The 26,029-nt window shown below is 61.0% G+C and carries 27 protein-coding genes; 19 read left to right on the top strand and 8 right to left on the bottom strand.

Annotated elements, in window-relative coordinates; translation table 11 throughout:
• The first annotated feature begins 216 nt into the window (after nt 1-216).
• The 4 genes from RCH06_RS02680 to RCH06_RS02665 all read left to right on the top strand — a co-directional run bounded on the left by RCH06_RS02680 (nt 217) and on the right by RCH06_RS02665 (nt 3,944).
• On the top strand, nt 217-1,383 hold the full coding sequence (locus RCH06_RS02680) for an MlaE family ABC transporter permease (protein ID WP_327079880.1): 1,167 nt from the start codon (nt 217-219) through the stop codon (nt 1,381-1,383).
• 122 nt (nt 1,384-1,505) lie between these two features.
• Nucleotides 1,506-2,291 carry an ABC transporter ATP-binding protein gene (locus RCH06_RS02675; protein ID WP_327079879.1) on the top strand — a complete coding sequence of 262 codons (786 nt, stop codon included), beginning with the start codon at nt 1,506-1,508 and terminating at the stop codon, nt 2,289-2,291.
• Nucleotides 2,292-2,304: 13 nt separating this feature from the next.
• Entirely contained in the window at nt 2,305-3,237 is a 933-nt protein-coding gene (locus tag RCH06_RS02670; RefSeq protein WP_327079878.1) for an MlaD family protein, read from the top strand.
• Nucleotides 3,234-3,944, top strand: coding sequence for an ABC-type transport auxiliary lipoprotein family protein (locus tag RCH06_RS02665; protein WP_327079877.1), 711 nt, complete (start codon nt 3,234-3,236; stop codon nt 3,942-3,944). Before RCH06_RS02670 ends, RCH06_RS02665 begins: the two co-directional genes overlap by 4 nt.
• Before the next feature lie 551 nt (nt 3,945-4,495).
• Here RCH06_RS02665 and RCH06_RS02660 read toward each other — a convergent pair.
• Nucleotides 4,496-4,654, bottom strand: coding sequence for a hypothetical protein (locus RCH06_RS02660; RefSeq protein ID WP_327079876.1), 159 nt, complete (start codon nt 4,652-4,654; stop codon nt 4,496-4,498).
• Nucleotides 4,655-4,718: 64 nt separating this feature from the next.
• Between RCH06_RS02660 and RCH06_RS02655 the strand changes: the two genes are divergently transcribed.
• The 3 genes from RCH06_RS02655 (at nt 4,719) to RCH06_RS02645 (ending at nt 10,340) form a co-directional block, all read left to right on the top strand.
• Nucleotides 4,719-5,777 (top strand): RNA-guided endonuclease InsQ/TnpB family protein, encoded by a 1,059-nt coding sequence (locus RCH06_RS02655; protein WP_327079875.1) that lies wholly within the window; start codon nt 4,719-4,721, stop codon nt 5,775-5,777.
• Nucleotides 5,774-8,833 carry a class I SAM-dependent DNA methyltransferase gene (locus RCH06_RS02650; RefSeq protein ID WP_327079874.1) on the top strand — a complete coding sequence of 1,020 codons (3,060 nt, stop codon included), beginning with the start codon at nt 5,774-5,776 and terminating at the stop codon, nt 8,831-8,833. Before RCH06_RS02655 ends, RCH06_RS02650 begins: the two co-directional genes overlap by 4 nt.
• A 175-nt stretch (nt 8,834-9,008) precedes the next feature.
• Entirely contained in the window at nt 9,009-10,340 is a 1,332-nt protein-coding gene (locus RCH06_RS02645) for a sensor histidine kinase (RefSeq protein WP_327079873.1), read from the top strand.
• A 95-nt stretch (nt 10,341-10,435) separates the two neighbouring features.
• Here the strand turns inward: RCH06_RS02645 and RCH06_RS02640 are convergent, their stop codons facing one another.
• The 3 genes from RCH06_RS02640 to RCH06_RS02630 are packed head-to-tail and all read right to left on the bottom strand — an operon-like array spanning nt 10,436 to nt 12,651.
• A complete protein-coding gene (locus RCH06_RS02640) occupies nt 10,436-11,212 on the bottom strand; it encodes a fumarylacetoacetate hydrolase family protein (protein ID WP_327079872.1) in 777 nt (258 codons plus the stop codon).
• A 60-nt stretch (nt 11,213-11,272) separates the two neighbouring features.
• Nucleotides 11,273-11,905, bottom strand: a complete 633-nt coding sequence (locus RCH06_RS02635) for a MarC family protein (protein WP_327079871.1) — start codon at nt 11,903-11,905, stop codon at nt 11,273-11,275.
• On the bottom strand, nt 11,905-12,651 hold the full coding sequence (locus RCH06_RS02630) for an SDR family oxidoreductase (protein ID WP_327079870.1): 747 nt from the start codon (nt 12,649-12,651) through the stop codon (nt 11,905-11,907). Before RCH06_RS02630 ends, RCH06_RS02635 begins: the two co-directional genes overlap by 1 nt.
• Before the next feature lie 93 nt (nt 12,652-12,744).
• Between RCH06_RS02630 and RCH06_RS02625 the strand changes: the two genes are divergently transcribed.
• From RCH06_RS02625 to RCH06_RS02610, 4 genes are all read left to right on the top strand, one after another.
• Complete coding sequence (locus RCH06_RS02625; RefSeq protein WP_327079869.1) at nt 12,745-13,359, top strand: 2-hydroxychromene-2-carboxylate isomerase; 615 nt, start codon at nt 12,745-12,747, stop codon at nt 13,357-13,359.
• 119 nt (nt 13,360-13,478) lie between these two features.
• A complete protein-coding gene (locus RCH06_RS02620; RefSeq protein ID WP_327079868.1) occupies nt 13,479-13,982 on the top strand; it encodes a hypothetical protein in 504 nt (167 codons plus the stop codon).
• A complete protein-coding gene (locus tag RCH06_RS02615) occupies nt 13,951-14,577 on the top strand; it encodes a hypothetical protein (protein WP_327079867.1) in 627 nt (208 codons plus the stop codon). Before RCH06_RS02620 ends, RCH06_RS02615 begins: the two co-directional genes overlap by 32 nt.
• Nucleotides 14,578-14,612: 35 nt before the next feature.
• Entirely contained in the window at nt 14,613-15,302 is a 690-nt protein-coding gene (locus RCH06_RS02610) for a dienelactone hydrolase family protein (protein WP_327079866.1), read from the top strand.
• An 89-nt stretch (nt 15,303-15,391) separates the two neighbouring features.
• Here the strand turns inward: RCH06_RS02610 and RCH06_RS02605 are convergent, their stop codons facing one another.
• The gene (locus RCH06_RS02605; RefSeq protein WP_327079865.1) at nt 15,392-16,288 is read right to left on the bottom strand and encodes a LysR family transcriptional regulator; all 897 of its coding nucleotides are present in this window, start codon (nt 16,286-16,288) and stop codon (nt 15,392-15,394) included.
• 194 nt (nt 16,289-16,482) lie between these two features.
• Here RCH06_RS02605 and RCH06_RS02600 point away from each other — a divergent pair, with 194 nt between their 5' ends.
• Nucleotides 16,483-16,797 carry a DUF4148 domain-containing protein gene (locus RCH06_RS02600; RefSeq protein ID WP_327079864.1) on the top strand — a complete coding sequence of 105 codons (315 nt, stop codon included), beginning with the start codon at nt 16,483-16,485 and terminating at the stop codon, nt 16,795-16,797.
• Nucleotides 16,798-16,896: 99 nt separating this feature from the next.
• Here the strand turns inward: RCH06_RS02600 and RCH06_RS02595 are convergent, their stop codons facing one another.
• The 3 genes from RCH06_RS02595 to hemB all read right to left on the bottom strand — a co-directional run bounded on the left by RCH06_RS02595 (nt 16,897) and on the right by hemB (nt 20,070).
• Complete coding sequence (locus RCH06_RS02595; protein ID WP_327079863.1) at nt 16,897-17,688, bottom strand: DUF72 domain-containing protein; 792 nt, start codon at nt 17,686-17,688, stop codon at nt 16,897-16,899.
• A 27-nt stretch (nt 17,689-17,715) separates the two neighbouring features.
• A complete protein-coding gene (locus RCH06_RS02590) occupies nt 17,716-18,831 on the bottom strand; it encodes a magnesium transporter CorA family protein (RefSeq protein WP_327079862.1) in 1,116 nt (371 codons plus the stop codon).
• Nucleotides 18,832-19,053: 222 nt separating this feature from the next.
• A complete protein-coding gene (gene hemB, locus RCH06_RS02585) occupies nt 19,054-20,070 on the bottom strand; it encodes a porphobilinogen synthase (RefSeq protein ID WP_327079861.1) in 1,017 nt (338 codons plus the stop codon).
• 362 nt (nt 20,071-20,432) lie between these two features.
• Between hemB and RCH06_RS02580 the strand changes: the two genes are divergently transcribed.
• From RCH06_RS02580 to rpsG, 7 genes are all read left to right on the top strand, one after another.
• Entirely contained in the window at nt 20,433-20,861 is a 429-nt protein-coding gene (locus RCH06_RS02580) for a CopD family protein (RefSeq protein WP_327079860.1), read from the top strand.
• A 116-nt stretch (nt 20,862-20,977) separates the two neighbouring features.
• Nucleotides 20,978-22,141 carry a VanZ family protein gene (locus tag RCH06_RS02575; RefSeq protein WP_327079923.1) on the top strand — a complete coding sequence of 388 codons (1,164 nt, stop codon included), beginning with the start codon at nt 20,978-20,980 and terminating at the stop codon, nt 22,139-22,141.
• Nucleotides 22,138-22,521: a (2Fe-2S) ferredoxin domain-containing protein gene (locus RCH06_RS02570; protein ID WP_327079859.1), complete on the top strand. Its 384-nt coding sequence runs from the start codon at nt 22,138-22,140 to the stop codon at nt 22,519-22,521. The genes RCH06_RS02575 and RCH06_RS02570 overlap by 4 nt, the downstream gene beginning before the upstream one ends.
• 159 nt (nt 22,522-22,680) lie before the next feature.
• The gene (locus tag RCH06_RS02565) at nt 22,681-23,325 is read left to right on the top strand and encodes an alpha/beta hydrolase (protein ID WP_327079858.1); all 645 of its coding nucleotides are present in this window, start codon (nt 22,681-22,683) and stop codon (nt 23,323-23,325) included.
• A gap of 73 nt (nt 23,326-23,398) precedes the next feature.
• Nucleotides 23,399-24,607, top strand: a complete 1,209-nt coding sequence (locus tag RCH06_RS02560) for a D-alanyl-D-alanine carboxypeptidase family protein (RefSeq protein ID WP_327079857.1) — start codon at nt 23,399-23,401, stop codon at nt 24,605-24,607.
• 234 nt (nt 24,608-24,841) lie between these two features.
• Nucleotides 24,842-25,219 carry a 30S ribosomal protein S12 gene (rpsL, locus tag RCH06_RS02555; protein WP_011799633.1) on the top strand — a complete coding sequence of 126 codons (378 nt, stop codon included), beginning with the start codon at nt 24,842-24,844 and terminating at the stop codon, nt 25,217-25,219.
• Nucleotides 25,220-25,432: 213 nt separating this feature from the next.
• Nucleotides 25,433-25,906, top strand: coding sequence for a 30S ribosomal protein S7 (gene rpsG, locus RCH06_RS02550; protein WP_011799634.1), 474 nt, complete (start codon nt 25,433-25,435; stop codon nt 25,904-25,906).
• Nucleotides 25,907-26,029: the final 123 nt, after the last annotated feature.

Genomic DNA, 26,029 nt, shown 5'->3' with positions numbered 1-26,029 from the left:
AGCACCCGGTAGATACCCGTTCACTCACCCGTTCAATCACCCTTTTCGCCCAGCCGTCCGCCTGGCCCCGTCGGGCGCGCCGGTCAGGCCCTTGGCGCTGTAGGACCATGACGCCATATCATCACTACTGCAAATACGGGGTGCTCCAGGCATTACCATCACTTTTTTGTTCCTTCACGCGCCTGCCCGGCAGTCGCTCTTCAACCCGCCTCATTCATGCTTCAGGAAGATTCACCGCCACGACTTGACATTCAGGACGCCCCTGACGGCCCCGTCGTGCGCCTGCTGGGTGCGTGGACGGCGGCCAACCTCACGGTGCCACCCGTCTGGGCGGCGCTGACGGCGCAATTCAAGGGGCTGGGCGGCGGTGCTGCGGCAGGCAAGACCGGCAAGGCGGCTGGTGCTGTCGCCGGCCATTGGCGTCTGGACGAGATTGAAAAGCTCGACTACCTGGGCGCGCAGGTGTTGTGGCAGCAGTGGGATCATCAATGGCCAGCTGCGCTGCAGACTACGCCTGAACAGCGGGAGATGCTGGAGGCGGTTGAAAAATTCACCGTCAAGCTGGCTCCCGCGCCCAAGGCCTCGTGGTTTGAGCCGGTGCGCGTGCTGGGCAGCCATTTGCTCAGCCTGTTCGACCATACCAAGGGCTTGCTGCGCCTGCTGGGCCAGTTGCTGCTGGACCTGGGCCGGCTTGTCAAGCGTCCGCAGCAGGGGCCGTGGCGCGACCTGTCGGGCCATCTGTTTCATTTTGGCGCGACCGCCTTGCCCATCACCGCACTGGTGGGGTTTTTGATTGGCGTCGTGCTGGCGTACCTGATTTCGCAGCAGTTGCGGCAGTTTGGCGCTGACGCCTTCATCGTCAACATTTTGGGTATTTCGCTGATTCGTGAACTTGGCCCGGTACTGGCCGCCATTTTGATTGCCGGGCGCAGCGGCTCGGCCATCACCGCGCAAATTGGCGTGATGCGCGTGACCGAAGAGCTGGACGCGATGCGCGTCATGGGCATTGCCCGGGGCTTTCGGCTGGTCATGCCGCGCGCGCTGGCGCTGGCGCTGGTGATGCCGCTGATTAGCGTCTGGACCACGATGGCCGCTTTGCTGGGCGGCATGCTGGCGGCTTATGTGTCGATGGACGTGACGTTTGCGTATTTCATGAATGCGCTGCCCGCCGCCGTCAAGGTGTCCAACCTCGGGCTGGCCAGTGCCAAGTCGGTGGTGTTTGGCCTGCTGATTGCGCTGGTCGGCTGCCACTATGGTCTGCGCGTCAAGCCCAATACCGAAAGCCTGGGGCAGGGCACCACCGCGTCGGTGGTGACGTCCATCACCGTCGTCATCCTGGTCGATGCCCTGTTTGCCGTGCTGTTTAGAAGTGTGGGTATCTAAGTGCATAGCCCCCACGCTTCCCGCTTCGCGTGGTTCGCTGCCCCCCGAGGGGGCCGTCCCGCCTGCGGCCTGGCAAAGCCAGTTCCGCGGCCGGTGCTGGTACGGCCAGAGGAGGTTGAAAAATGACCGAACCCGTCGTTGAAATCCGCAAGCTGTGGACCGTTTTTGAGAACGGTGACAAAAAGGCGGTGGTGCATAAAGACCTTGACCTGACGGTCGAGCGCGGCGAAATCATGTCGCTGGTAGGCGGCTCGGGCACCGGCAAAACCGTGCTGCTGCGCCAGATTCTGGGGCTTGAAACGCCCACGCAGGGCGAGATCACCGTGCTCGGCAAACCCGCCGCAGAACTGGGCAAACGCGGCGCAGCCAGCCGGGTCGGCATGCTGTTTCAGCAAGGCGCGCTGTTTTCAGCCTTCACCGTGCTGGAAAACATCGCGTTTCCCCTGCGTGAGTTGAATTTCTTGCCCAGTGCGCTGATCCGCGAAGCCGCCCTGGTCAAGCTGCAAATGGTTGGCTTGCCCGCCGACGCCGCCGACAAAATGCCCAGCGACCTGTCGGGCGGCATGATCAAGCGTGTGGCGCTGGCGCGTGCCCTCATCATGGACCCGCCGCTGCTGCTGCTGGACGAACCCACCGCCGGGCTTGACCCCGGCAGCTCTGACAGCTTTTGTGAGTTGCTGCTCTCGCTGCACAAGGGCATGGGGCTGACGGTGGTGATGGTGACGCACGATCTGGATACGATCTTTGAGCTCAGCACCCGCATTGCCGTGCTGGCGGCGCAAAAAGTCATCATCAATGACGTACCGCAAAAGGTGGTGGCCTTCGAGCACCCCTTTATTCGTGAATTTTTCCTGGGCGGACGCGGTCAGCGGGCCATGACGCTGCTGACCGAGCCGCCCAAACCATAGAAAGGTTTTCATCATGGAAAACAAAGCCCATGCGCTGATTGCCGGCGTGTTTGTGGTGGTTGTCACCGCCCTGCTGGCGCTGCTGGCCATCTGGCTGACGCGCGACAACGTTCAGCGCCACCTGTACGAAATGAGCACCAGCCAAACCATCTCCGGCCTGCAGCCGCAAGCCGCCGTGCGCTTTCGCGGCATTCCGGTCGGCAAGGTCGAAAGCATCGGGTTTGATCAAAAAGTCAAAGGCAATGTGCTGATTGTGGTGTCCATCGACCGCGCCGCGCCCGTCACCCAGTCCACCTTTGCCGCCGTCGCCTCGCAAGGCGTGACCGGCCTGGGCTTTATCCAGCTCGACGACAACGGCGAATCCACCCAGCGCCTGACGCCCAACGACGACGACCCGCCGCGCATTCCGCTTCAGCCCAGCACGCTCGACAAATTGCTCAAGCAAAGCCAGACCATTTTTGTGCAGGCTGAACAGGCCACCGCTCGGCTCAACCAGGTGCTGTCTGACGAAAACCAGAAGGCCGTCAACACTGCCGTCACGCAACTGGCAGAAGCCGCCGGCAGCATCAACCGCGTCGCCAAAGGAATGGAGCCCACCGTGGCCGCTTTGCCAGCCCTGACGCGCGACTCCACCGCCACCTTGCTGGCGGTGAAAAACGCCAGCACCCAGGTGGCCGCCACCGCCGAACGCCTGAACGCCAAGGGCGGCGCGCTGGACAAGCTGACGCAAGGCGGCACGGCCCTGGCGGCCAGTGTTGAAACCTTCAGCGCCGCTACCTTGCCCAAGCTCAGCGAAGTGGCCGACGAAACCTCACGCACCATGCGCCAGTTGCGGCGCACCGTGAGCGGCGTCGATGACAACCCGCAGTCGCTTATCTTTGGCAACGGCCCGCGCCAGCCCGGCCCCGGCGAACCCGGATTTTCTGCCAATGGAGACAAAAAATGAGCCCCTTGAACCCGGTAAAAAATGCTATTGAATCAATAGCTGTCAGCGCCCGCCAGTCTTGCGCAAGCACTGCTTTTGGCTTGATAACCGTGGCCACGCTGATGGCCGGCTGCTCGGCCATCGACAAACCGGTCCGCCCCAGCATGTACGACTTTGGCCCGGGCCTGTCCACCCAGAGCGCGGCAGCGTCAACGCCAGCGGCGCACACCTTGCCGCCGATGGCGATAGCCGACATTTCGACCGCCGGCGGCGCGATTGAAAACCAGGCCGTGCTGTATCGCCTGGCCTATACCGATGCGCAAGAATTGCGCCCTTATTCGCAAGCCCGCTGGAGCATGCCGCCCGCCCAGCTGGTCAACAAGCGCATGCGCGAGCTTTTGGGGCAGCGCCGCGTGGTGCTGACAGCGCGTGAAGGCATCGCGCTGAACCGCAGCCAAAACGCCAACTTGCCGATGCTGCGCGTCGAGCTTGAAGAGTTCAGCCAGCTGTTCAGCGCGCCTGACACCAGCGTCGGGCTGATCCGCCTGCATGCGACGCTGGTAGACATCACGCCCCAGGGTGAAAAGCTGGTCGCGCAGCGCAGCTTTGCCATTCAGCGGCCCGCCGCCAGCGCCAATTCCGCAGGCGGCGTGCGCGCCCTGTCAGAGGCGACCGACGCCGCCATCGAAGCCATCGACCAGTGGATGCAGCAGTTGCCCGCGCGTTGATTCAGGCGCGCGAAAGACTGTAAAAACAATAGCTGCTTGCGTAAGCGCAGTAAGCGCTACAGCCTTTAAAAGTGCTTAATGTGTAACTACTCAGCGCTCCAGGTACTCCGTCATTCCCGCGAAGGCGGGAATCCAGTTGGACACCACAAACGTGTGATGAAGACCCCTGGATTCCCGCCTTCGCGGGAATGACAGGAACGGTGGATACCTGCGTAGTGACCTTGATATTGCTGGCTGGACGCATTCGGCTTGCTTTTTCTGACTTCGCAAGGCGGCTGGCGTAAAAATTCTCCTTGACGGCGAATTTTGGGCAATAACCCCGCGCCGGCCCGCTGCCAGCCCCGCCTTTGTGCCAAAGCGCAAGCGTCATGCAGGCCCGGACTCAAGGGCGGCGGGTAAGCTCAGTGGCTACGCTCAACCCGTGCCCGCCCGGCCCTGCGGCGTTTGCCCGGCCAACTTTTCACCACCACAAGCGCCATGACCAGTTTTAAGCGACAAGCCTCTGCGTTCACGGCGGGGTCTGGGCGGTCAGACCGGCACGGTCTGCCTGGCTACTTTGGGCGCCAGCGATCAATCAGCTTGCGAAGCGCGGCAAGGCCGGCCGCATCAACTTTTGCCCACTGCCCAGCCGTCAGGCGTATAGAGCGCTGCTCCAAATTCTCGCCGGGGAATTTCAACGGCCTGCCGATCTGTTTTTTAAGGGGTTCCATGTGGCAATTATCTGTGATGCAAAATAACTTGAAAATTCCTTTATTTTGTGATTCAATAATATCTGTGAAAACACTTAAAACCTTCAAACTTCGCATCAAGGACAAGCATTCCAAAGTGCTTGTTGCGATGGCGCGCGAGGTCAATCAGGTGTTCAACTTTTGCAACGAAACCAGCATGCGCGCCATCCGGGAGCGCAACAAATGGCTTTCAGGCTACGACCTGCAAAAGCTCACCGCTGGTTTCAGCAAGTGCGAAGGCGTCAACGTGGACAGCGGCACAGTCCAATTGGTCTGCGTAGAGTACGCCACGCGGCGCAAGCAGTTCAAGAAAGCCCGGCTCAACTGGCGCGTCAGCAACCCCAAGTCGTCCAAGCGCTCGCTGGGCTGGATTCCGTTCAAGGGCGGCCACGCGAAATGCAAGGCGGGGCAAATCGGGTTTGCCGGCAAGAAGTTCAGCCTGTGGGATAGCTACGGCTTGTCGCAGTTTGAATTGCGCGCCGGCTCGTTCTCGCAGGATGCACGCGGGCGCTGGTATTTCAATGTGGCGGTCGAGCTCCAAGCCAAGCCGTCCGCTGGAACCGCCAGCGTCGGCATCGACCTGGGCTTGAAAGAGTGCGCCACCACCTCCGCCGGCGAAAAGCTTGAGGGTCGCTGGTACCGGGCCAATGAGAAAGCGCTTGCCGTGGCGCAGCGCGCCGGCAAAAAGCGGCGCGTCCGTGCCATCCACGCCAAGACAGGAAATCAGCGCAAGGACGCGCTGCACAAGTTCAGCACCGCCTTGGTGCAACAAAACGCCGCCATTTTCGTGGGCGACGTGGCCAGCGCCAAGCTGGTCAAAACCCGGATGGCCAAGTCAACGCTGGATGCGGGCTGGTCAATGTTGAAAACGATGTTGGAATACAAGAGCCATCAGGCCGGTATCGTTTTCGAGGAAGTCAATGAAAGCTATTCAACCCAGACGTGTTCTCAATGCGCAAGCATCGAGGGGCCGAGAGGCTTAAGCGGGCTTGGAATAAGGCAATGGACTTGCAGCTGTGGAGCGGTGCACGACCGCGACGTGAACGCCGCAAGGAACATTGCTGCGCGCGGACTAGCGCGTCTTGCAGAAGGAACCCCAGCATGAACACCGGGAGTCAGAACCCCCGGACTTCAGACCGGGGAGTAGTCAAACCGCAAACTTTCATCGAAAAATGGGGCCCCGGCGGCCCGGCTTACGGCCTGAACGAAGAGCAGGGCGCGCAAAGCCATTTCATTGACCTCTGCGAATTGCTCGGCGTGCCCAAGCCCGGCAGCGAAGCGGGCTATTTGTTTGAAGAAAAAAACAGCGTTATTGGCGGGCGCACCGGCTATGCCGACGTGTTCCGGCGCGGCGCGTTTGCCTGGGAAAACAAGGCGCCCGGCAAAAACCTCGACGCTGCGCTCCGGCAGTTGCTCAGCTATAGCCTGGCCCTGAGCAACCCGCCGATTCTGGTGGTCTGCGACCGATTGACCATCCGCATCCACACCCAGTTCACCGGCCACCCGACCGAAACCCACAGCGTTTTGCTCCACGAGCTGGCCCAGCCCGACAAACTGGCGCTGCTGCGCCGCATCTGGACCGCGCCCGAGAGCTTTCGGCCCCAAAAAACCAGCCGCGACATCACCGAGCTGGCCGCGCGCAGCTTTGCCACGCTGGCCGAAGGCCTGCGCAAACGCGGCCCCGACCCCGTCGCCAATCCGCAAGCCGCGCAAACCCACGCCGACGAAGTCGCGCACTTTTTGACGCAGTGCCTGTTCTGCTTTTTTGCCGAAGACGTGGGCCTGCTGCCCGGCCGCATGTTTGAAGGCCTGGTCAACAACCGCAAGCTCACCAGCGACAAGCTGACCGGCGGGCTGCGCAATTTGTTCACCGTCATGCGCGACGGCGGGCTGTACGGCAACGACGACATTCCGTGGTTCAACGGCGGGCTGTTCCAGAAAATCAGCATTCCCGCGCTCAGCGTCATGGAAATGACCGAGCTGCGCAACGCCGCCAGCCTGAACTGGAGCGCCATTGACGTGTCGATTTTTGGCACGCTGTTCGAGCGCGGGCTCGACCCGAGCAAGCGCAGCCAGTTGGGCGCGCACTACACCGACCCGGCCACCATCGGGCGCATCACCCAGCCGGTGTTGGCACGCCCGTTGCTACAAATTTGGCAGCAGCTGGTGCCCGTGCTGCAAGCGCTGCTGGCCAAAAGCACCAAAAAAGGCGACAAACACTACAAAGCCGCGCAGGTCAAGTTCATCGGCTGGCTCGATTTGCTGAAAAACTACCGCGTGCTCGATCCGGCCTGCGGCAGTGGCAATTTCTTGTTTCTCGGCCTGAAAACGCTCAAAGACATTGAGCACCAAAGCCACATCGAAGCCGCCACGCTGGGGCTGGAGCGCGAAGCCGATCTGGTCACCGGCCCGCACAACATGCTCGGCATCGAGCTGAATGAATACGCCGCCGAACTGGCGCGCGTGACGGTGTGGATTGGCGAGTTGCAATGGCGGCTGCTGCACGGCTACGAGTTCAAGACCAACCCGGTGCTCGAACCCCTCGACCATATCGAGTGCCGCGATGCGCTGCTGGCGTTTGACCCCGCGCGCGCTGCGGCGGCAGAAGCCGCGTGGCCGCAGGCGAATGTGGTGATTGGGAATCCACCGTTTTTGGGCGACAAAATGATGCGATCGGAACTGGGCGACGCCTACACCGATACGTTGCGACAGGTCTACAAGGACAGGGTTCCGGGCGGTGCTGATCTGGTCATGTTCTGGTTTGAAAAAGCCAGAGCGCAGATTGAGAACGCAAGGCTTGAAGCTGCGGGGCTTGTTTCCACCAATTCCATTCGCCAGCGCGGCAACAGGCCAGTAATGGAGCGTATCCAACTGACCACGCGTATTTACGAAGCTTGGGCAGACATGCCTTGGGTCAACCAAGGCGCAGCGGTAAGAGTGTCTCTTGTGTGTTTTGGGAATGCCTCACAAACTGCCCGGCTTGACGGCACGGACGTACAACAGCTGTTTCCTGACCTCAAGGCCCAAGCCATCGGCGCATTTGAGGTTGACTTGACGACGGCTCGACCATTGCTGGAAAACGCCGACGCCTCTTATTTCGGTTTGTGTCTGGCAGGCCCATTCAAAGTGCCTGCGCAAACGGCGGCGGATTGGTTGCGCCAGCCCAATGTGCATGGGCTGCCGAATAGTCAAGTGCTCAGACCCATTTACAACGGCTCAGACATTACGCGACGCTGGGCGGGGAACTGGACGATTGATTTCGGTGCTCGAATGTTGGAAAACGATGCTGCTCAATTCGAGAAACCGTTTGAGTATGCGATTCAGCACATCAAGCCTGTCAGAGCAAGTAACCGAGAAGCGCAGCGCGTGAAGAACTGGTGGCGTCATGGCCGGCCAAGGCCAGAGCTTCGCGAAAAGCTAGCCGGCCTCACCCGTTACATCGCTACTGTTGAAACGGCAAAGTACCGTGTGTTTGTGTTTTTCCCAGTAAGCGTGGCACCGGAGCACAGCCTGATCGTGATTCCACGATCAGATGATGTGACTTTTGGGCTGTTGTCTTGCCGCTTTCATGGCGTTTGGGCGTTGGCGCGCGGTGGACGGATGGGAAAAGGCAATGACCCGCGATATAACTCCTTGGCCGTTTTTGAACCGTTCCCCTTCCCCCAAGGCCTCACGCCCGCTGACACCGCGCACCAGCGCACCGAGGCGTTGGAGGGCGGCGCGCTCATCCCCGCTGATATTTCAGTGCCAAACAAGCCGCAGGCGCACAAGGGACGGGCGAAACCCGCTATTCAAAGCATAGCAATTCGTGACCACGCTGCGCGCATCGCCATCGCCGCCAAGCGCCTGAACGACCTGCGCGACAACTGGCTCAATCCGCCCGAGTGGACGCAGCGGCTGCCTGAGGTGGTTCCGTTGGGAATGGACACAAGTCCGTACCCCGACCGCATCGTGGCCAAAAACGGCCATGAAAAAGAGCTGGCCGCGCGCACGTTGACCAAGCTCTACAACCAGCGCCCGGCCTGGCTGGACGCTGCGCACAAAACCCTCGACGCCGCCGTCGCCGCCGCTTACGGCTGGGCCGACCATGACGCCGACATGCCGGACGAAGAAATCCTCAAACGCCTGCTGGCGCTGAACCGCGAGCGGGCTGCGGTGTAACGGCAAGCACCGGGGTCGGTGCCTGACAAAAGCGTTGCATGGCCGCCAAAAGAAAGTGGCAGCGGCGCGTGGGGCTGGTTTTTTGGCGGGCGGAAACGTTAAAGTGCTTGCAGCCGAAGGTGTTTTGAAACTAACGGTTCCAGCCCCTCCCTTCACCAGCGCAAGCGACGATGCCATGAAAAAAAGATTCGAAAAGTTACTGCGTCTGCGTTACACCGTGGGGATTTTGATCGGGTCGGCGCTGGTGCTGGCGGCGGTCGGGGAGTTTGCCTACCAGCGCACCGTCGGCACTCTGCGTTCTGGCATTGCCTTGACGGATGCGCGTGTCGGCAGCGCCCGCATCCTGCAACTGCTGAGCGACGCCGAAGCTGCGCGCCTGGGCTACCTGCTCACGGGCAGCGCTTTGTACCTGGCGCCGCTGGAGCAGGCTGAACGCGAGCTGCGCGGCAACAAAAAGGTCTTCGACTTCATCGCGCTGATCGGCCCGACCGGGCCGCAGGACTCGCAGCAGATATATGACATGGCCATGCTGAAGTTTGGCGAGATAGGGCACACCGTGGCGCTGGCCAAGGGCGGTGATGAGGAGGGCGCATTGGCCTTGCTGCGCAGTGGCGAAGGCAAGCGTCGCATGGCCAGCATGCGTGCGCATTTCGATGCCAAGTTCGCCGAAGCGGCCAAGCTTCAGGCTGACGCGCGCCAGACCATCTTCGACGCCCTGCTCTTTAACCGGGCCGCTGTGTTGCTGCTGTCGTTGGTGATTGCGGTAGGCCTGTATTGGTACTGGGGCCGGCTCAAGCAGCTTGACCGGGAAACGCACAGCCGCCAGCAGCTGCTGGAAACGGTGGTGGCGCAGAAAACGTCTGAACTGCGCACGCTGGCAGGCTACTTGCAAACCGTGCGAGAAGACGAAAAATCCCACCTTGCCCGAGAGCTGCACGACGAGCTGGGGGGCCTGCTGACGGCTGCCAAGCTCACGCTGGCCCGCATGCGCATCAAGTTGGCGGGCGATGCGGACATGCTCGAACGCATAGAGCAAGTCGGCAGTCACTTGAGCGCCGGCATTGCGCTGAAACGCAGGATTGTGGAAGACCTGCGGCCCTCGACCTTGAGTGTGCTGGGCTTGACGATTGCGCTCGATTCGCTGTGCTCGGAGACGGGCCGCAGCCTGGGTTTTCCGATCACGACGGCGATTGCCGAGGTTCACCTGAGCCCCGACGCCGAGCTGGGCGTGTACCGCATCGTTCAGGAGGCGCTCACGAATATTGGCAAATACGCAGAAGCCAGTCACATCAGCATCGAACTGCGTGAAACCCCGGCAGAAGTCTTGCTCGACATCCAGGACAACGGGAACGGCTTCGACCTGGCCACTTTGGAGCCCGGCCAGCACGGTCTGGCAGGCATGCGCTTCAGGGTTGAAAGCCTGAGCGGCACCATGACCATGCACTCAGCGCCGGGCGAGGGCGTGCGTATTGCCGTGCGGTTTCTCAAGACGCAAGTCAGCGCCTAGCGCGCCCGCGCAGCCCGGCGAAGCGGTCGCGGGCGCTGGGCATCGGCTGGCCGCCGGGGCTGGTTTTTGTTTGCGGTGTGGGGCCAGGCTGGGGGTCAGGCTGAAAACGCAATGCGCGCGCTGCCGATGCCGTCAAACGTGGCCACGACCGTATCGCCGGCTTTGGCCTGCAGCACGCCGCACCACGTGCCGGTGGTCACGACGCTGCCAGCGGGCAGCACCTGTCCGCCTTGCGTCGCGTGGCGCAACCACGCCGCCAGCACCCAGGCCGGGTCGCCCAGCGAATGCGTGCCGGCAAATGTCTGCGCTGGTGCGCCTGAAATTTCGACGCGGCAACGCTGGGTGGCCCAGTCGTGCTCAGCGTCAAACGGCAGCCAGTCGCCCAGCACCAGCGCGCCGTGCGACTGCAGGTCGGCCAGCTTGAGCAGATCAGGCGCTTGCCCGCCCTGCGTCCAGCGCGAATCCACCACTTCGATGGCCACGGTCATGGCATCGACCAGCTGGGAGGCGCTGTCGCGGTCAAGCCCGGCGGCCAGTGCTGCATCAACCGGCACGGCCAGGCGCAGGGCAATTTCAGCTTCAATGCCGCGCATGGCAAAAGGCCAGTCGGTGCTAGCCGGGCTGTGCCAGATGCCGCGCTCGGGCAGCCGGGCATGGGTTTGCACGGCTTGCCGCGACGGGCCGCCGGTTTTCCAGTAGGGCGGCGCGCCGGGTGTAAACCACGCCAGCCGCTCTGCCACGCCTTGCTGCACGGCGTAGGCCTGCGCGGCGCTGGCGATGGCCGGTGCAAACGGCGCGGCATCGGTGGTGCGGTGGTCGCACCAAGCTTGCACCAGGGCGTCAATGGCAGGCTGCACAGAAGATAAAGGCATGGCGCGGGCTTTCTGAATTCGGGTGAAGGGAAAAGGCGCGGCTCAAAAAACCGCACGGCCTCAATGCCGCAGGATGGGGAACAGCTTGCCCAGGCCGTCGGCCATCACTTCGACGGCCAGCGCGGCCAAAATCAGCCCCATCAGCCGCGTCATGACATTGATGCCGGTCTTGCCCAGCACGCGTGAAATTGGCTCGGCCAGCGAAAAGCAAACCGCCGTCGCCAGGCCAATCACCAGCCCGTAAACCACCAGCGTGCTGAGTTGGAAAAACGTCTTGGCTTTTTCGGCATAAATCACCACGGTGGACATGGTGGCCGGGCCGGTCAGCAGCGGAATCGTCAGCGGTACCACGGCAATGCTGGCGCCCATCGCGGCTTTTTCAGCGCCGTCTTCAAACTCGTTGGTCTGCGGCTTGGCTTCTGCCGGCTGGGCGTTGAGCATGTTCATGGCGCTGATCAGCAGCAGCAGCCCGCCGCCGACCTGAAAGCTGGCCAGCGAAATGCCGAAAAATTCCAGGATCTGCAAGCCCAGCAAAGCGCTGATGGCAATCACCACAAACGCGCTGAACGAGGCGACGATGACCGTGCGCCGCCGCTGGGGCTTGGAAAAGCCCTGCGTGTAGTGAATGAAAAACGGCACGATGGCCAGCGGGTTGACGATGGCCAGCAGCGTCACCAGGGGTTTGAAGTCCATCAGCGGCCACCCGTCACGTCGAGCAATGCGCCCGTGGTGTAACTGGACGACGCGCCCAGCAGCCAGACGATGGATTCAGCCACTTCGTGCGCAGTGCCGGCGCGCTGCATCGGCACGTGCGGCGTCATGTCGCGGGCGCGGTGCGGCAAGCCGCCCGAGGCGTGAATCTCGGTTTCAATAATGCCCGGCCGCACCGCATTGACGCGAATGCCTTCGGCGGCCACTTCTTTGGCTAGGCCGACGGTGAAGGTGTCAATTGCGCCCTTGGCCGCCGCGTAATCGACATACTGGCCGGGCGAGCCGAGCCGGGCGGCGACGCTGGACACATTGACGATGGCACCGCCGCTTCCGCCATAGCGCGTGCTCATGCGCCTGACGGCTTCGCGGGCGCAGGTAAACGTGCCGAACACATTTACGGCAAACATGCGCTGCAGCCGGGCCTGCGTGATGGCGTCCACTCGCGTGGTCTGGTCCACCACGCCGGCGTTGTTGACCAGCGCGGTTAACGGGCCGAATTTGGCGTCGATTTTTGCAAACATCGCCACTACCTGCGCTTCGATGGCCACGTCAGCCTGCACCGCCATCGCCTGGCCGCCGGACTGGCGGATTTGCCGCACCACTTCGTCGGCCGCCAGCGAGTTGGTGGCGTAATTAACGGCCACCGCATAGCCTTGGCGCGCCGCCAGAAGGGCCGTCGCGGCGCCGATGCCGCGCGAAGCACCCGTAATCAATACAAGTCCGGACAAAGTGTTCTCCTGCAAAAAATGGCAATCCCGAGTACAAACGGGTTCGCGCGAAATCACCGACTGTAATGATTTATTTCAACTGGAGACACCCCTTTGAGCATCCCTGTGGACTATTACTTCACCCCGCAAAGCCCCTGGGCTTATCTGGGCCATGCGCGTTTTGCACAAATCGCGGGCGCAGCAGGCGCGGCGGTGCGTGTGTTGCCGATCGACCTGGGCGGCAAGGTTTTTCCGGTTTCGGGCGGGCTGCCACTGGGCCAGCGCGCGCCGCAGCGCCAGGCGTACCGGCTGATTGAGCTGCAGCGGCATGCCGACTTTTTGCACCTGCCGATCAACGTCAAGCCGAAATTTTTTCCGGTTTCTGGCGATGACGCCTCGCGCCTCATCATTGCCGTGGACTTGCACGACGGCGTGGAGGCGGCCATGAAGATCAGCGGCGCGATTTTTACCGCCGTCTGGGCGCAAGAGCGGCACATTGCCAATGAAAAGGTGCTGGCCGAACTGCTGGCCGAATGCGCTCTAGACGCCGCGCGGCTGGAGCAGTCGTACAGCCAGGCAGTGCAAGAGCGCTACGAAGCCCATACCGCGCAAGCCATCGACGCCGGCGTGTTTGGCGCGCCCACGTATGCCGTGGACGGCGAATTGTTCTGGGGCCAGGACCGGCTTGACTTTGTCGAGCGGCGTTTGAGTTCTATGATGAAAAATTGATTTTTAACAAGCACTGGAAACGGTAATTGTTTCTGACCAAAACCTGCAAAGCTTGTTTAAGCTTGCAGGTTTTATTGCATTTATATTCTTGACATTTTTGTTGTACCCCGAAGGAAAAAATGAAATTTACGCCACCCCAAGCTTTGATGGAGTTGACGCTTTTAAACGCGGAAACTTCAGACGAAAAATTTGAAGATTTTTTTGTCGAAGGCGTTGGCTTGGGGTTGCCCGTCGAGGTGCTGACCCGATTAAAAGACTTGTGGGGCCAAACCAAAGTGATTGGCGGTGAAATCGTCGCGATTGGAAAAATCATCGTTCAGAAAATCTTTGAATTTCTGAAGGCCAACCTTAATTTGATGGTCGGTTTCGCGATAGGCGCGGCTGTCGGGGCTTTAGTCTTGGGAATTCCTTTCATCGGACCCTTGCTTGCGCCGTTGTCGATGTTGTTGGGTGGACTCTATGGCGCGGGGACTTGCGTTGCGACTGAAAAAGGCATTCACACGGGTTCCCCTTTCACGGCAATGAGGGTGTTGGCAGAGAAATTTTTTGAATTGTTCAGAGCAATTCTTATGGGCGTTTCCCAATACTTGAATGTTGATCGACATGGCAACGCCACCGTTTAAGTTTGATGCCATGAAGTCGCCTGAAGACATGCGCTATTCCAGACGCTTTGAAAAAGCCCAATACATGAAGGCGCTGGACAAACTTGAAGGCAAGGATGCGGTGGGGCGGTCTGGTGAGCTGTTGGGTTCGGCTGGGGGTGCGGCGGCGGGTGCCGCCGCTGCAGGGACTATTGCAAGCGCGGCAGGTGCAACCACTTTGCTGAGCTCCACGACTCTTGCCGGTGCGTTAGGCGGTGTATTCGTCGCAGCTACTCCGGTAGGCTGGATCATTGGAGCTGCAGCAGTAGGTGGAATGGCGGCTTTCGGTATTGCAAAGATGATCCGCTCAGGCGCGCGTCAAGATGAAGTTCGTGCAAATCTGACAACTTCCATCAAACGCAAAGTCTTAGAAATCGACACCGCCACCAAGCCACAAGCAGTACAAAAATACCTGCTCCAACAACTCGAACTGAAGCTTGCTGAAGCCGTAAAAAAAGGGGCCTTACCCGATGAGACGTCACAACGAATTCTGTTGTTGGTCGCGAAAAATAAATTAAGCGTTGATATGGCACTGGACCGTATCAGCAGACTTTTAGCAGCAGGCGTTAATTCCTGATACCCGAATTTTTTCGTCAACATTAAGGAACACCCATGAGTCAATTCACCACGCTCACCGCTGCCGACGGTTTCAAGTTTTCTGCCTATGTGGCCAAGCCTGAAGGCACGCCGCGCGCGGCCATCGTCGTGCTGCAGGAAATTTTCGGCGTCAATTCGCACATCCGTTCGGTGGCCGACCGCTTTGCTGCCGAGGGCTATCTGGCGGTCGCGCCGGCCACGTTTGACCGCGTCAAGACCGGCGTGGAACTGGGCTACACCGAAGCCGACATGGGCGCTGGCATGGCATTGAAAACCGCCGTGGAAGCCTTGCCCGAACCCGGCGTGCTGCAGGACATCCAGGCCGCCATTGACCATGCGGCCCAATTGGGCGGCGGCAAGGTCGGCATCATCGGCTTTTGCTGGGGCGGGCTGCTGGCCTGGCGGTCGGCCTGCCTGCTCAAAGGCCTGTCAGCGGCGGTTCCGTACTATGGCGGCGGCATGACCAACAAAACGGAAGTCGCCCGCCAGCCCCAGTGCCCGGTGATGGCGCATTTTGGCGACCGCGACCACTGGATTCCGATGGACGGCATTGAAGCGTTCAAGCAGGCGCACCCTGAAGTAACGGTGCATGTGTATGCGGCAGACCACGGCTTTAACTGCGACCAGCGCGGCTCATACGACGAAGCGGCGGCGAAATTGGCACGCGCGCGGTCACTGGCTTTTCTGGCTGAGCATCTGGCCTGAGGGTGAGTGGCGACTGACGGCTTGTCAGTGGCGTCGCCGGTGTGGGCGTATGGCGGCGCTGGCTGCGCCCGCAAAAACGGCCAACAGGTTCAGTCCACCCGCCAGCGCGCTTCCAGGAACGCCAGCAGCGCCTTGAGTGCGGCGCTGTTCTGGCGGCGCTGCGCATACGCGGCGTAGAGCCAGGCCGGCTCCAGGCTGAACTCTGGCAGCACATGCTGCAAGCTGCCGTCTTCCAGCAGTTTTTTCACCTGCAGGCAGGGCAGGCGGGCCACGCCCAGGCCTTGCAACGCCAGCTGCACCAGTGTGGCGGAATCGGTCGCATCCATGCGGCTGCGCAAGGCGACGCTGTGCGGTTTGCCGTCCACCTGGAATGACCAGCTCGGCTGCATGCCGGCAAGCGACAGCGTCAGCGCATCGTGCCCGGCCAGTTCATCGGGATGTTCGGGCCTGCCGTGCTTTTCCCAATACGCCGGAGCGGCGCAAATCACCATGTGAACGGGCCGCAGCTTGCGCACGATGAGATTGGGGTCGGGGGTGGCACCGATACGCAGCGCCAGATCCATGCCTTCTTCGACGATGTCCCGCACGCTGTTGCTCAAGTCCAGGCTGATCTGCACTTCCGGATAAAGCAGCATGAAATCGGCCAGCAAAACGGACAGCTCCACATTGCCCAGGCCGTGCGGCGCGGTCAGGCGCAGGCGTCCGCTGGGCTCTTGGGAACGGTGCAGCAAGTCGTTGCGGGTCAGGGCCATCATTTCGAGCAACGGTGCGCTGCGTTCAAGCAGCAAGATGCCGGCATCGGTCAGGCTGATGGTGCGCGTGCTGCGGTTGAGCAAACGCGTGCCGAGCTGTCTTTCCAGTTCAGACACGTACTTGCTGACATTGGCCTTGGACACCTCCAGCGTGACGGCGGCGCGCGAAAAACCGCCACGGGCGGCCACTTCGCGGAAGGTGCTGATGAGTTTGAGGGTGTCCATTGTTTCCATGTCAGAAACAGAGTGGTTCTGCTTCAGTGTATTTAAAAGCGCAACTAAATGCGCACCTGCTAATCACAACAAACGCAAGGTTGTAAACCCTGTGAATCGTATTTTTTGCACAGTTGGACTCGACTGAGTGTCCAGCGCCGAAAAGGGTTCCCGATTCCATAGAACTATTCACTTAATCTGAAAGAAATAACATCATGAACAGCACCACCAAACTCCTCGCTTCTACCGTGATCGCCCTGGCTTCGGCAATGGCCGGCAACGCTTTCGCGCAAAGCACTGACCATGTGTATCCCGAAATGAGCGCCACCTCAAGCACCGTGACACGCGCCCAAGTCCAGTCCGAACTGGCCCAGGCAAAGCAAAACGGCATGGCGTTTACCCAGGCCAATGACCACAGCTACCCTTTCGCTGCTATGAACGACGGCGCAGGCAAGAGCCGTGCTGAAGTGCAGTCTGAACTGCGCATGCAGTCAAAGAACGGCGTGAACGTTCCTTACGACCACAGCTGAACCAAGCCCTGACTTGAAAAGTCCGTGCCGCCAAACGCGCAGGCTGGCGGCGGCTTCGCAGGACTTTTCTGCTGGCCTTGAGCCAACCGCTGCCCCGGCTTATCGCCCGTCCAGCGCGTGCACGGTGTAGAGCGCGTTTTCAATGGCAGCGCCCTCGGCGGTGTTGTCAAACACGCACCAGACGCTTGCGCCGGTTGCCGCCATGCGCTCAAGCCGCAGCGTCAGCGCATCCAGCCCGCCCTGTTCATAGGCCGAGTAATACATGCGCGGCGAGCCGTGCAGCCGCACATACACCAGGCTGTTGACACCGCCCGGCTTTTTACCCGCTTCATGCACCACCGGATCGGCCAGCACGCGGGCGATTTGCCAGGCGTCAAGCAAGGCATCGACCGGCGCTGTAAACCAGCTGGCGTGGCGGGGCTCCAGCGCCACCGGGCCGGCGTGGCGCTGGCGCAGGTCGCGTAAAAATTCTTCTGCCGTGGCGGCATCAAACCCCAGGCTGGGCGGCAGTTGCACCAGCAGGCAGCCCAGTTTTTCACCCAGCCCGTCGGTCTGTGCCAAAAAGTCGTCGAGCAGCCCTACACCACCAGCCAGGCGTTGCTGGTGCGTGATGGTCTTGGGCAGCTTGACTGAAAACCGGAAGTGCGCCGGCACAGTGGCCGCCCAGCGCGCATAGGTGGCGGTTTGGTGGGGGCGGTAAAACGACGAATTGATCTCTACCGCATTAAAGCGGGCAGCGTAGCGCTGCAAGTGCGTGCCGGCGGCGGGAAATTCCGGCCACAGCGCGCGCGGCAGGCTCCAGCCCGCGCAGCTGACTTTGATGCTGCTGCCTTGCGGCGAAAGCGCGGCAGGCGCGGATGCTGGTTCGTCAGGAAAAAGGCTGGCTTGCATGGCCGGCAAGCTTCATCACGGCAGGTGTCAGCGGCTGGTGCGGGCCAGGTAGCGCTTGCGCCAGAACACCGACACGACGACCACGACCAGCAGCACCATCAGGCCAAACGTCCACCAGAAACCGGCCGAGCTGTGGATGGCGGGCAAAAACTCGAAGTTCATGCCGAAAAATCCGGTGATCAGGTTCAGCGGCAAAAACACCGCCGTCAGCGCCGTGAGGGTGCGCATGATGTCGTTGGTGCGGTTGCTCTGCGCCGAAAAATGCATCTGTACCGCCGTTTCGGCGCTTTGCTCCATGCGCCGAACATGATGGACGACGCGCTCGATGTGCTCCAGCACGTCGCGCGAACGCACCTTGAGCAGCTCGCGCTCGCGCTGTGTGGCGGGCGTGTCGGCATCGGGCCAGGTTTCAACCGAATCAATCCAGTCTTGCAAGGCGGCGCGCTGGTCTTCGCAAATCTCGTCGAGCAGGTGCAGCGCCAGCCGGGCGTCCAGCACGGAACTCCAGTTGGTAAAGCGGGTGCCGGGCTTGAGCAGCTCGGACTGCCAGTGGTCCATCTGGCGCGTCAGTTCGCGGCGCAGCGCCAGGTAGCCATCGACCATCAGGTTGACGATGCGCAGCATCAGGTCGGCCGGGTTGGGTGGCAGTTTCACGCCGTTGGCCCGCGACTCGGTGGAGGTGGCATTGAGCAGCTTGAGTGCATAGGCGTCGCGCACCGTGCAGCTGGCCGGATGCACCGTCAGCAGCACGCGGTCAAACACGGCAAAGCCGACCGGGCTGGTGTCGATGCGCTTGAGCACCGGCGGGCCGCTGCGCTTGGTGGGCTGGTGCAGCGGCTCGCCCGGATTCGCCAGGTCGGTCTCAAGCTGGCCGGCGGCCAGTCGGCGAAACACCAGCGTGTCGTACTGCGCGGTGTAGTCGTAGTGCGAAGGCAGCTGGTTGTTCAGCAAGTCTGAGATGTGCAAGTCGACCAGCTGCGTGCCGCACAGCTGTTGCAGCGTGGCCTGGATGGGCGCGAGCATGACCTCGAACTCGCGCCGCGCGCAGGCAATCCAGATGAAGCCCTGCGCTGGCAGTTCGGTGGGCAATGTGTCGGTTTCTGTGACGCCTTCGCTGCCGGGAATAAGGGTGAATACGCGCATGTTTCAATCCACGCCCAGGCAGCGCCTGAGCGAAATTCGGAAGCGCTTTGCGCGCTTCGCAATAAAGGCTGTCCCCCGAAAGGGAAGGTCTTGAAGCCGGGTGGGCTGTTTAAAAACGCGCAAACCTCTGGTTTAAGCATCAAATCGGCTGCTTGCGCATGTCCAGCGTGCGCAAGCAGCTATAGGTTTGATAGCAAATTGCCAAAGGCCGAGAGCGGTGTTTCAGCCCTGGCGCAGTTTGCGGGCGGCTTCCAGCGCGAAATAGGTCAGCACGCCGTCGGCACCGGCGCGTTTGAAGGCCAGCAGGCTTTCCATCATGACCGCGTCATGGTCCAGCCAGCCGTTCAGCGCGGCGGCTTTGAGCATGGCGTATTCGCCGCTGACCTGATAGGCGAAAGTGGGAACCTGAAATTCGTCTTTCACGCGGCGCACCACGTCCAGGTACGGCATGCCGGGCTTGACCATCACCATGTCCGCGCCTTCGGCAATGTCCATCGCCACTTCGCGCAGCGCCTCGTTGCTGTTGCCCGGATCCATCTGGTAGGTTTTCTTGTCGGCCTTGCCGAGGTTGCCGGCGGAGCCGACGGCGTCGCGGAACGGGCCGTAAAACGCACTGGCGTACTTGGCGCTGTAGGCCATGATGCGGGTGTGGATCAGGTTTTGGCTTTCCAGTGCATCGCGAATGGCACCGATGCGGCCGTCCATCATGTCGCTGGGCGCGACGATGTCAACGCCGGCTTCGGCCTGCGTCAGCGCCTGCTGCACCAGGATTTCAAGGGTTTCATCGTTCAGGATATAGCCGTTTTCGTCCAGCACGCCGTCCTGGCCGTGGCTGGTGAAGGGGTCGAGCGCCACGTCGGTCATGATGCCGAGTTCGGGAAAGCGGCGTTTGAGTTCGCGCACCACGTGCGGCACCAGGCCTTCGGGGTTCAGCGCTTCTTCACCATTTTCGGTTTTCAGCGAAGCGTCGATCACCGGGAACAGCGCCATCACTGGAATGCCCAGCTTGACGCATTCTTCGGCCACCGGCAGCAGCAAGTCCAGACTCAGGCGCTCGACACCCGGCATCGAACCCACCGGCTCGCGCCGCTGCTGGCCGGCCAGCACGAACACCGGATAGATCAGGTCGTTGGCCGTCAGCGCGTTTTCGCGCACCAGGTCGCGCGTGAAGCTGTCACGGCGCAGACGACGGGGGCGACCCATCGGGAAAGAAGCGAAGTTGGAGGCGTGAAAGGTCATGGGCAAATTGTGCCAAAGCTTTCAGCCAGAGCCTGCTTTATTTGGAAACAGCCCAGGCGGCAACAAGGCTGGCGCTGTCGTTACAGCCCCTTACTTTTGTAAGGGTGGTTCGGGACGGGGGCGTTAGCCCGCTGGTTAGAATTAAATCATGTGGTCGCCAGCAATGGCCATTGCATCCCGCTTTTACTCCCTGAGCGGGGCCTTTGTGTGTGACAGCAAAAAGGTATTTGTCCCGGTTGGCCTTCAAGCCCTCCGGGATTTTTTTTGGCCCTTGCGGGCAGGCACGCGGCGGGGCCAAGCCGGCTTTGGCGGCTCGCATCGGGTGGGCAAGCCCGTGAAATCGCGCGGGCTAAACTAGCGCGATGCTCTGGGTCAAATCCTTTCACATCGTTTTCATTGCCAGCTGGTTCGCTGGCCTGTTTTACCTGCCGCGTATTTTTGTCAATCTGGCGATGGTGCCGCCCGACAGCGTGGCCGAGCGCGCGCGCTTGCTGCTGATGGCCCGCAAGCTGCTGCGCTTCACCACGCTGCTGGCGGTGCCGGCGGTGGCGACCGGTTTGTGGCTGTATCTGGGATATGGCATCGGCCGGGGGCCGGGCAATGGCTGGATGCATGCCAAGCTGGCGATGGTGGTGCTGGTGATTGGCTACCACCATGCCTGCAGCCGCATGCTGGCCAAGTTTGAACAAAACCACATTACGCGCGGCCATGTCTGGTTTCGCTGGTTCAATGAAGTGCCGGTGATCCTGATGCTGGTGGTGGTGATCCTGGTGGTCGTCAAGCCGTTCTAGCCGCTCCAGTCGCACAAGCTCGCCGCCCCCGCGTGAAAAACCCTTCAATACCCGCAGACCCCGCGCCGCCGGCTTCAGCGGAGACCGCACAGAGTCCGCTGCAAGACGGGGCTGAGGTGCCAGAGGAGCGGCGCACTGCAGGCAGCGCAGCGGCACAAAAAACCACGGCCTGGCCGCTGGCGCTGGTGCTGGTTTGCCTGGTGGTCTACGCCAGTCTTTATCCCTTTTCGGAGTGGCGCAACCAGGGCATCTCGCCGCTGCATTTCCTGACAGCGCCCTGGCCCAAATACTGGACCGGTTTTGATGTCGGCATCAACATGCTGGGGTACGCGCCGCTGGGGTTTTTGCTGGCCGTGTCGGCGCTGCGCAGCCAGCGCGTTTCTCTGGCACCGTGGGCCATCAGCCTGGCGGTGATCGGCGCGGCGCTGCTGTCGCTGACGATGGAGTCGCTGCAAAACTATTTGCCGTCGCGCGTTCCTTCCAATGTCGATTTGTTGCTCAACACGCTGGGGGCCTGGCTGGGTGCGTGTTGCGCCTGGGTGCTGGAACGATCCGGCTTGCTTGACCGCTGGAGCCGCGTGCGGGCGCGCTGGTTTGCGCCCGACGCACGCGGCGCGCTGGTGCTGCTGCTGCTCTGGCCCATCGCCTTGCTGTTTCCGGCTGCCGTACCGATGGGTCTGGGCCAGGTGTTTGAGCGGCTGGAGTCTGCGCTGGCCGATGCGCTGGTCAACACGCCTTTCCTGGAATGGATGCCAATGCGCGAGGTTGAGCTGCAGCCGCTGGTGCCGCTGGCCGAGGTGCTGTGCGTGGCGCTGGGCATCTTGATTCCCTGCATGCTCGGTTATTGCGTGATTCGCACGCTGTGGCAGCGCGCCGCATTTTCCACCGTGGTGCTGGTGGTGGGATTAAGCATGTCGGCGTTGTCGGCCGCCCTCAGTTATGGGCCCGACCATGCGTGGGCGTGGCTGGATGTGCCGGTTCAGGTCGGCGTCGGCCTGGCAGCGGTGCTGGCCGTGCTGCTGCTCGCATTGCCGCGCCGCGCCGCTGCCGCCACGACGCTGCTGGCGCTGAGCATCCATCTGGCGCTGCTGAATCAAGCGCCCGCTGATCCTTATTTTGCCCAGACGCTGCAAATCTGGGAGCAGGGCCGCTTTATTCATTTTTACGGGCTGGTGCAGTGGCTGGGCTGGTTCTGGCCCTATGCCGCATTGGTCTATGTGATGGTGCGCATCTCGGGCCAGGAGGCCGCACCGCCCGCGAAAAGTAAAATTCGTCCATGACTGCACCTATTTCCCTGAATACAGCGCCTGAGTCCGTGGTGAATCCTTCACAGGATTTGTACTTTGAGCGCCATATTTTCTTTTGCCTGAACCAGCGCAGCGGCGGCGAGGCGTGTTGCGCCGACCAGGGCGCGCAGCAGGCGTTTGACCGCTGCAAGTCGCAAGTCAAGGCGGCCGGGCTGTCCGGGCCGGGCAAGGTGCGTGTCAACAAGGCCGGTTGCCTGGACCGCTGCGCGGGCGGGCCGGTGGCGGTGGTGTATCCGGAAGCGGTCTGGTACAGCTATGTGGACAGCAGCGACATTGACGAGATTGTCGAGTCGCACCTGAAAAATGGCCAAGTGGTCGAGCGCCTGCTGACGCCGCCCCATCTGGGCCGTTAAACCCGTCGGTTGGCAAAGCGGCGGCCTGTGCCGCCCTGGCGGGCGTGCTGCCAGCGGCCAAATTCCGAAAAATTGAATGATTCAGGCCTCTTGCGCAATAAGGACGGGCGAAAGCTGCTATATTTTTTATAGTAATTTATCTGGTGGAAAGTATTTCTCATGAACTCCAAAACCCACAAGTCCAGCATGGCAGGCCCGGCCGGCGCGCTGGAAATTGCCATCGACCTGCCGGCGGGCCCATCCCGTGGCTTTGCCGTCATCGCCCATCCGCACCCGCTGTTTGGCGGCACGCTGGACAACAAGGTGGTGCAGACGCTGGCGCGGGCTTTCGTGCAGTCGGGCTGGACGGCCGTGCGTTTCAACTTTCGCGGCGTCGGCGGCAGCGCCGGCAGCCATGACGAGGGACGCGGCGAACTGGACGACTTTTTGGCGGTGGTGCAGCACGTGGCGCCTGCCGGTGAAGGCCAGGCTGCGCTGGCATTGGCTGGTTTTTCGTTCGGTGCGTTTGTCACCACGCATGCGTTTGAGCGCCTGCATGCCCAGCGCAGCATTGAAAAGCTGGTTTTGATTGGCACCAGCGTCAGCCGCGCGCCTGCTGCGCCGGTCGATGCGGCCGCGCACACCAAAACACTGGTGGTTCATGGCGAGCAGGACGATACCGTGCTGCTGCCTGATGTCATGGACTGGGCGCGTCCGCAGGCACTCCCTGTTACGGTTGTGCCGGGAGCGGGACATTTCTTTCATGGACAATTGCCCTTGCTTAAAAACCTGGTGATCCGCCACCTGGCTTCGCCTGCGGTTTGAATCTTTTTCATCTTTCGTCATTCATTGCGGGGTCACGCTTCGCTTCTTTCTTCTCCCTCACCGGCTCTTTGACATGCAATGCTTCCTCAAGGCCCCCGTTGGTCTGCGCGGCCTCACCGCCACTTTCGTCCTGCTTGTTTCCGTAGCGCTGCCCGCAGCGCATGCCCAGACGCCGCAAGAGCCTGAAATTGCAGCGCGTTCTTATTTGCTGCTGGATGTCACGGCCAACCAGATACTGGCCGCCAAAGACATCGATTCGCCGTTAGAGCCCGCTTCGCTGACCAAGCTGATGACCGAATACCTGGTGTTTGACGCGCTCAAGTCCAAGAAAATAACCCTGACCCAGACCTTCGGGGTCAGCCCGCGCGCCTGGAAAATGCCCGGTTCGCGCATGTTCATCGACCCCAAAATGCAGGTGCCGGTCGAGGACCTGATCAAGGGCATGATCGTGCAGTCCGGCAACGATGCCACCATGGCACTGGCCGAAGGCGTGGGCGGCACGGCCGAGCATTTCGTGGAACTCATGAACCAGCAAGCCAAGGCACTGGGCATGAAATCGACCACCTACAAAAACCCGGAAGGCCTGACCGAGCCGGGCCACACCACCACCGCGCGCGACCTGAGCATCCTGTCGACCCGCCTGATGACCGATTTCCCTGATTACATGGGCTACTCGGCCATCAAGAAATACCGCTACCCCGGCACCCCCGCCACCAACGACACCAACCGCAACACGCTGCTGTTTCGCGATCCGACCGTCGATGGCCTGAAAACTGGCCACACCAATGCCGCCGGCTACTGCATGATTGCCACCGCCAAGCGCGACTTTCCCAATCTGGGCGCTGCGGGCGCCCCCGGCAGCCGGCGTCTGGTGGCCATCGTGTTGGGCACTTCCAGCGACAGCGCCCGCGCCAATGAGACGCAAAAACTCCTGAACTGGGGCTACACCGCGTACGAGGCGGTCAAGCTGTTCGACGCCGGCCAGGCGGTCGCGACACCTTCGGTCTGGAAGGGCAAGTCTGCGGTGGTCAAGCTCGGTCGTCCCGAGGCCATCGTGGTCTCTGTGCCGGCGGGCAGTGCGGCGAAAGTCAAAACCCAGGTGGCCCGGCCTGATCCGCTGGTCGCGCCCTTCGTCAAGGGCCAGTCTCTGGGCAGCCTGAAGGTCATGCTGGGCGACAACCCGACGCCGATTACGGAAGTGCCGCTGTTCGCACTGGAAGCCGTGGAAGAGGCTGGCATTATGGGCCGCGCCTGGGACTCGATCCGGCTCTGGATCAAGTAATTTAGCCTTGGCTTTTTACAGCCGACAAGCGTTTAAACAGTGTTTGAACGCGCCTTCAGCGCACGCGGTGGAGGCTTGTGGCAGGCGTTTCTGCGGGCCTGATCCGGCCTTTGGCAGGGGCAAAGCTTGAGGCTTTTTTCTATACCGCATATACTAGAAAGCTTTTCCGCTTTTGGTGCGGGGAAGATTTTTGTATATTTATTTCGTTTTCCAAACGTTTAGGGACGTTTTTCAATGCCAACCATCAATCAATTAGTTCGTCAGGGGCGCGAGGTCGAAAAGATCAAGTCAAAGAGCCCCGCGATGGAAAATTCTCCACAGCGCCGCGGTGTTTGCACCCGTGTCTACACCACGACGCCTAAAAAGCCAAACTCCGCTTTGCGCAAGGTTGCCAAAGTGCGCCTGACCAACGGATTTGAAATCATTTCCTACATCGGCGGCGAAGGCCACAACCTGCAGGAACACAGTGTCGTGCTGGTTCGTGGCGGTCGTGTCAAGGACTTGCCCGGTGTGCGTTACCACATCGTTCGTGGTTCGCTCGATTTGCAAGGCGTGAAAGACCGCAAGCAGTCGCGTTCCAAGTACGGCGCAAAGCGTCCAAAGGCCAAATAAGCCAGCCGGTTCGAACTTTGCGGTTCGCGCCAGAAGATGCGTCATGAATTTGCATGGCTATTTTCAAAAAACAGGTGCTTGACTCATCCTGGCAGATGTTTTGAGCGAAGTGACCCAAGCGCAAGTTGTTTGTGCCGGTCGAGTAAGTGGGGGTTGTGATAACTCTCGCGGTGTTGCCAAAAGCAGCGCCAACTGAAGCAAAGAGGTGAAAAAATGCCACGTCGTCGCGAAGTCCCTAAACGTGAAATTCTTCCTGATCCAAAATTTGGCGATGTCGATCTTGCCAAATTCATGAACGTGATCATGCAAGGCGGCAAGAAAGCCGTCGCAGAGCGCATCATTTATGGCGCCCTGGAGCAAATCGAGAAAAAGAACCCTGGCAAAGACCCGCTGGAAGCTTTCCACATGGCCATTGGCAACATCAAGCCGATGGTTGAAGTGAAGTCCCGCCGCGTCGGTGGTGCAAACTACCAGGTGCCGGTTGAAGTGCGTCCTGTCCGTCGTATGGCGCTGGCCATGCGCTGGTTGAAGGAAGCCGCCAAGAAGCGTGGCGAAAAATCAATGTCATTGCGCCTGGCCAATGAATTGATGGAGGCCACCGAAGGCCGTGGCGGCGCCATGAAAAAGCGTGACGAAGTTCACCGCATGGCCGAAGCCAACAAGGCGTTCAGCCACTTCCGCTTCTAATTCAATCGATTGCAGTGTTGACTGCGTGTTGATTTGACGGGTTGCTGATCGGATCTTCAAGGAACCAAAATCCTTGAATCCTGGCGGTTCAACCCCAACTTCTGCCGGCTCGGTGCCAAAAGC

The organism is Polaromonas sp. CG_9.5 (genome assembly GCF_035984465.1).
Classification (GTDB): Bacteria; Pseudomonadota; Gammaproteobacteria; order Burkholderiales; family Burkholderiaceae_C; genus Polaromonas.
The sequence above is the reverse complement of the archived record's forward strand: the minus strand, read 5'-3'. Positions and strand labels throughout refer to the sequence as shown.

Excerpts from the sequence above, each read along its gene's own strand:
- RCH06_RS02680 (WP_327079880.1), top strand. The coding sequence starts at position 217 with ATGCTTCAGGAAGATTCACCGCCACGACTTGACATTCAGGACGCCCCT.
- RCH06_RS02675 (WP_327079879.1), top strand. The coding sequence starts at position 1,506 with ATGACCGAACCCGTCGTTGAAATCCGCAAGCTGTGGACCGTTTTTGAG.
- RCH06_RS02670 (WP_327079878.1), top strand. The coding sequence starts at position 2,305 with ATGGAAAACAAAGCCCATGCGCTGATTGCCGGCGTGTTTGTGGTGGTT.
- RCH06_RS02665 (WP_327079877.1), top strand. The coding sequence starts at position 3,234 with ATGAGCCCCTTGAACCCGGTAAAAAATGCTATTGAATCAATAGCTGTC.
- RCH06_RS02660 (WP_327079876.1), bottom strand. The coding sequence starts at position 4,654 with ATGGAACCCCTTAAAAAACAGATCGGCAGGCCGTTGAAATTCCCCGGC.
- RCH06_RS02650 (WP_327079874.1), top strand. The coding sequence starts at position 5,774 with ATGAACACCGGGAGTCAGAACCCCCGGACTTCAGACCGGGGAGTAGTC.
- RCH06_RS02645 (WP_327079873.1), top strand. The coding sequence starts at position 9,009 with ATGAAAAAAAGATTCGAAAAGTTACTGCGTCTGCGTTACACCGTGGGG.
- RCH06_RS02640 (WP_327079872.1), bottom strand. The coding sequence starts at position 11,212 with ATGCCTTTATCTTCTGTGCAGCCTGCCATTGACGCCCTGGTGCAAGCT.
- RCH06_RS02635 (WP_327079871.1), bottom strand. The coding sequence starts at position 11,905 with ATGGACTTCAAACCCCTGGTGACGCTGCTGGCCATCGTCAACCCGCTG.
- RCH06_RS02620 (WP_327079868.1), top strand. The coding sequence starts at position 13,479 with ATGAAATTTACGCCACCCCAAGCTTTGATGGAGTTGACGCTTTTAAAC.
- RCH06_RS02615 (WP_327079867.1), top strand. The coding sequence starts at position 13,951 with ATGTTGATCGACATGGCAACGCCACCGTTTAAGTTTGATGCCATGAAG.
- RCH06_RS02610 (WP_327079866.1), top strand. The coding sequence starts at position 14,613 with ATGAGTCAATTCACCACGCTCACCGCTGCCGACGGTTTCAAGTTTTCT.
- RCH06_RS02605 (WP_327079865.1), bottom strand. The coding sequence starts at position 16,288 with ATGGAAACAATGGACACCCTCAAACTCATCAGCACCTTCCGCGAAGTG.
- RCH06_RS02600 (WP_327079864.1), top strand. The coding sequence starts at position 16,483 with ATGAACAGCACCACCAAACTCCTCGCTTCTACCGTGATCGCCCTGGCT.
- RCH06_RS02595 (WP_327079863.1), bottom strand. The coding sequence starts at position 17,688 with ATGCAAGCCAGCCTTTTTCCTGACGAACCAGCATCCGCGCCTGCCGCG.
- RCH06_RS02590 (WP_327079862.1), bottom strand. The coding sequence starts at position 18,831 with ATGCGCGTATTCACCCTTATTCCCGGCAGCGAAGGCGTCACAGAAACC.
- hemB (WP_327079861.1), bottom strand. The coding sequence starts at position 20,070 with ATGACCTTTCACGCCTCCAACTTCGCTTCTTTCCCGATGGGTCGCCCC.
- RCH06_RS02580 (WP_327079860.1), top strand. The coding sequence starts at position 20,433 with ATGCTCTGGGTCAAATCCTTTCACATCGTTTTCATTGCCAGCTGGTTC.
- RCH06_RS02570 (WP_327079859.1), top strand. The coding sequence starts at position 22,138 with ATGACTGCACCTATTTCCCTGAATACAGCGCCTGAGTCCGTGGTGAAT.
- RCH06_RS02565 (WP_327079858.1), top strand. The coding sequence starts at position 22,681 with ATGAACTCCAAAACCCACAAGTCCAGCATGGCAGGCCCGGCCGGCGCG.
- RCH06_RS02560 (WP_327079857.1), top strand. The coding sequence starts at position 23,399 with ATGCAATGCTTCCTCAAGGCCCCCGTTGGTCTGCGCGGCCTCACCGCC.
- rpsL (WP_011799633.1), top strand. The coding sequence starts at position 24,842 with ATGCCAACCATCAATCAATTAGTTCGTCAGGGGCGCGAGGTCGAAAAG.
- rpsG (WP_011799634.1), top strand. The coding sequence starts at position 25,433 with ATGCCACGTCGTCGCGAAGTCCCTAAACGTGAAATTCTTCCTGATCCA.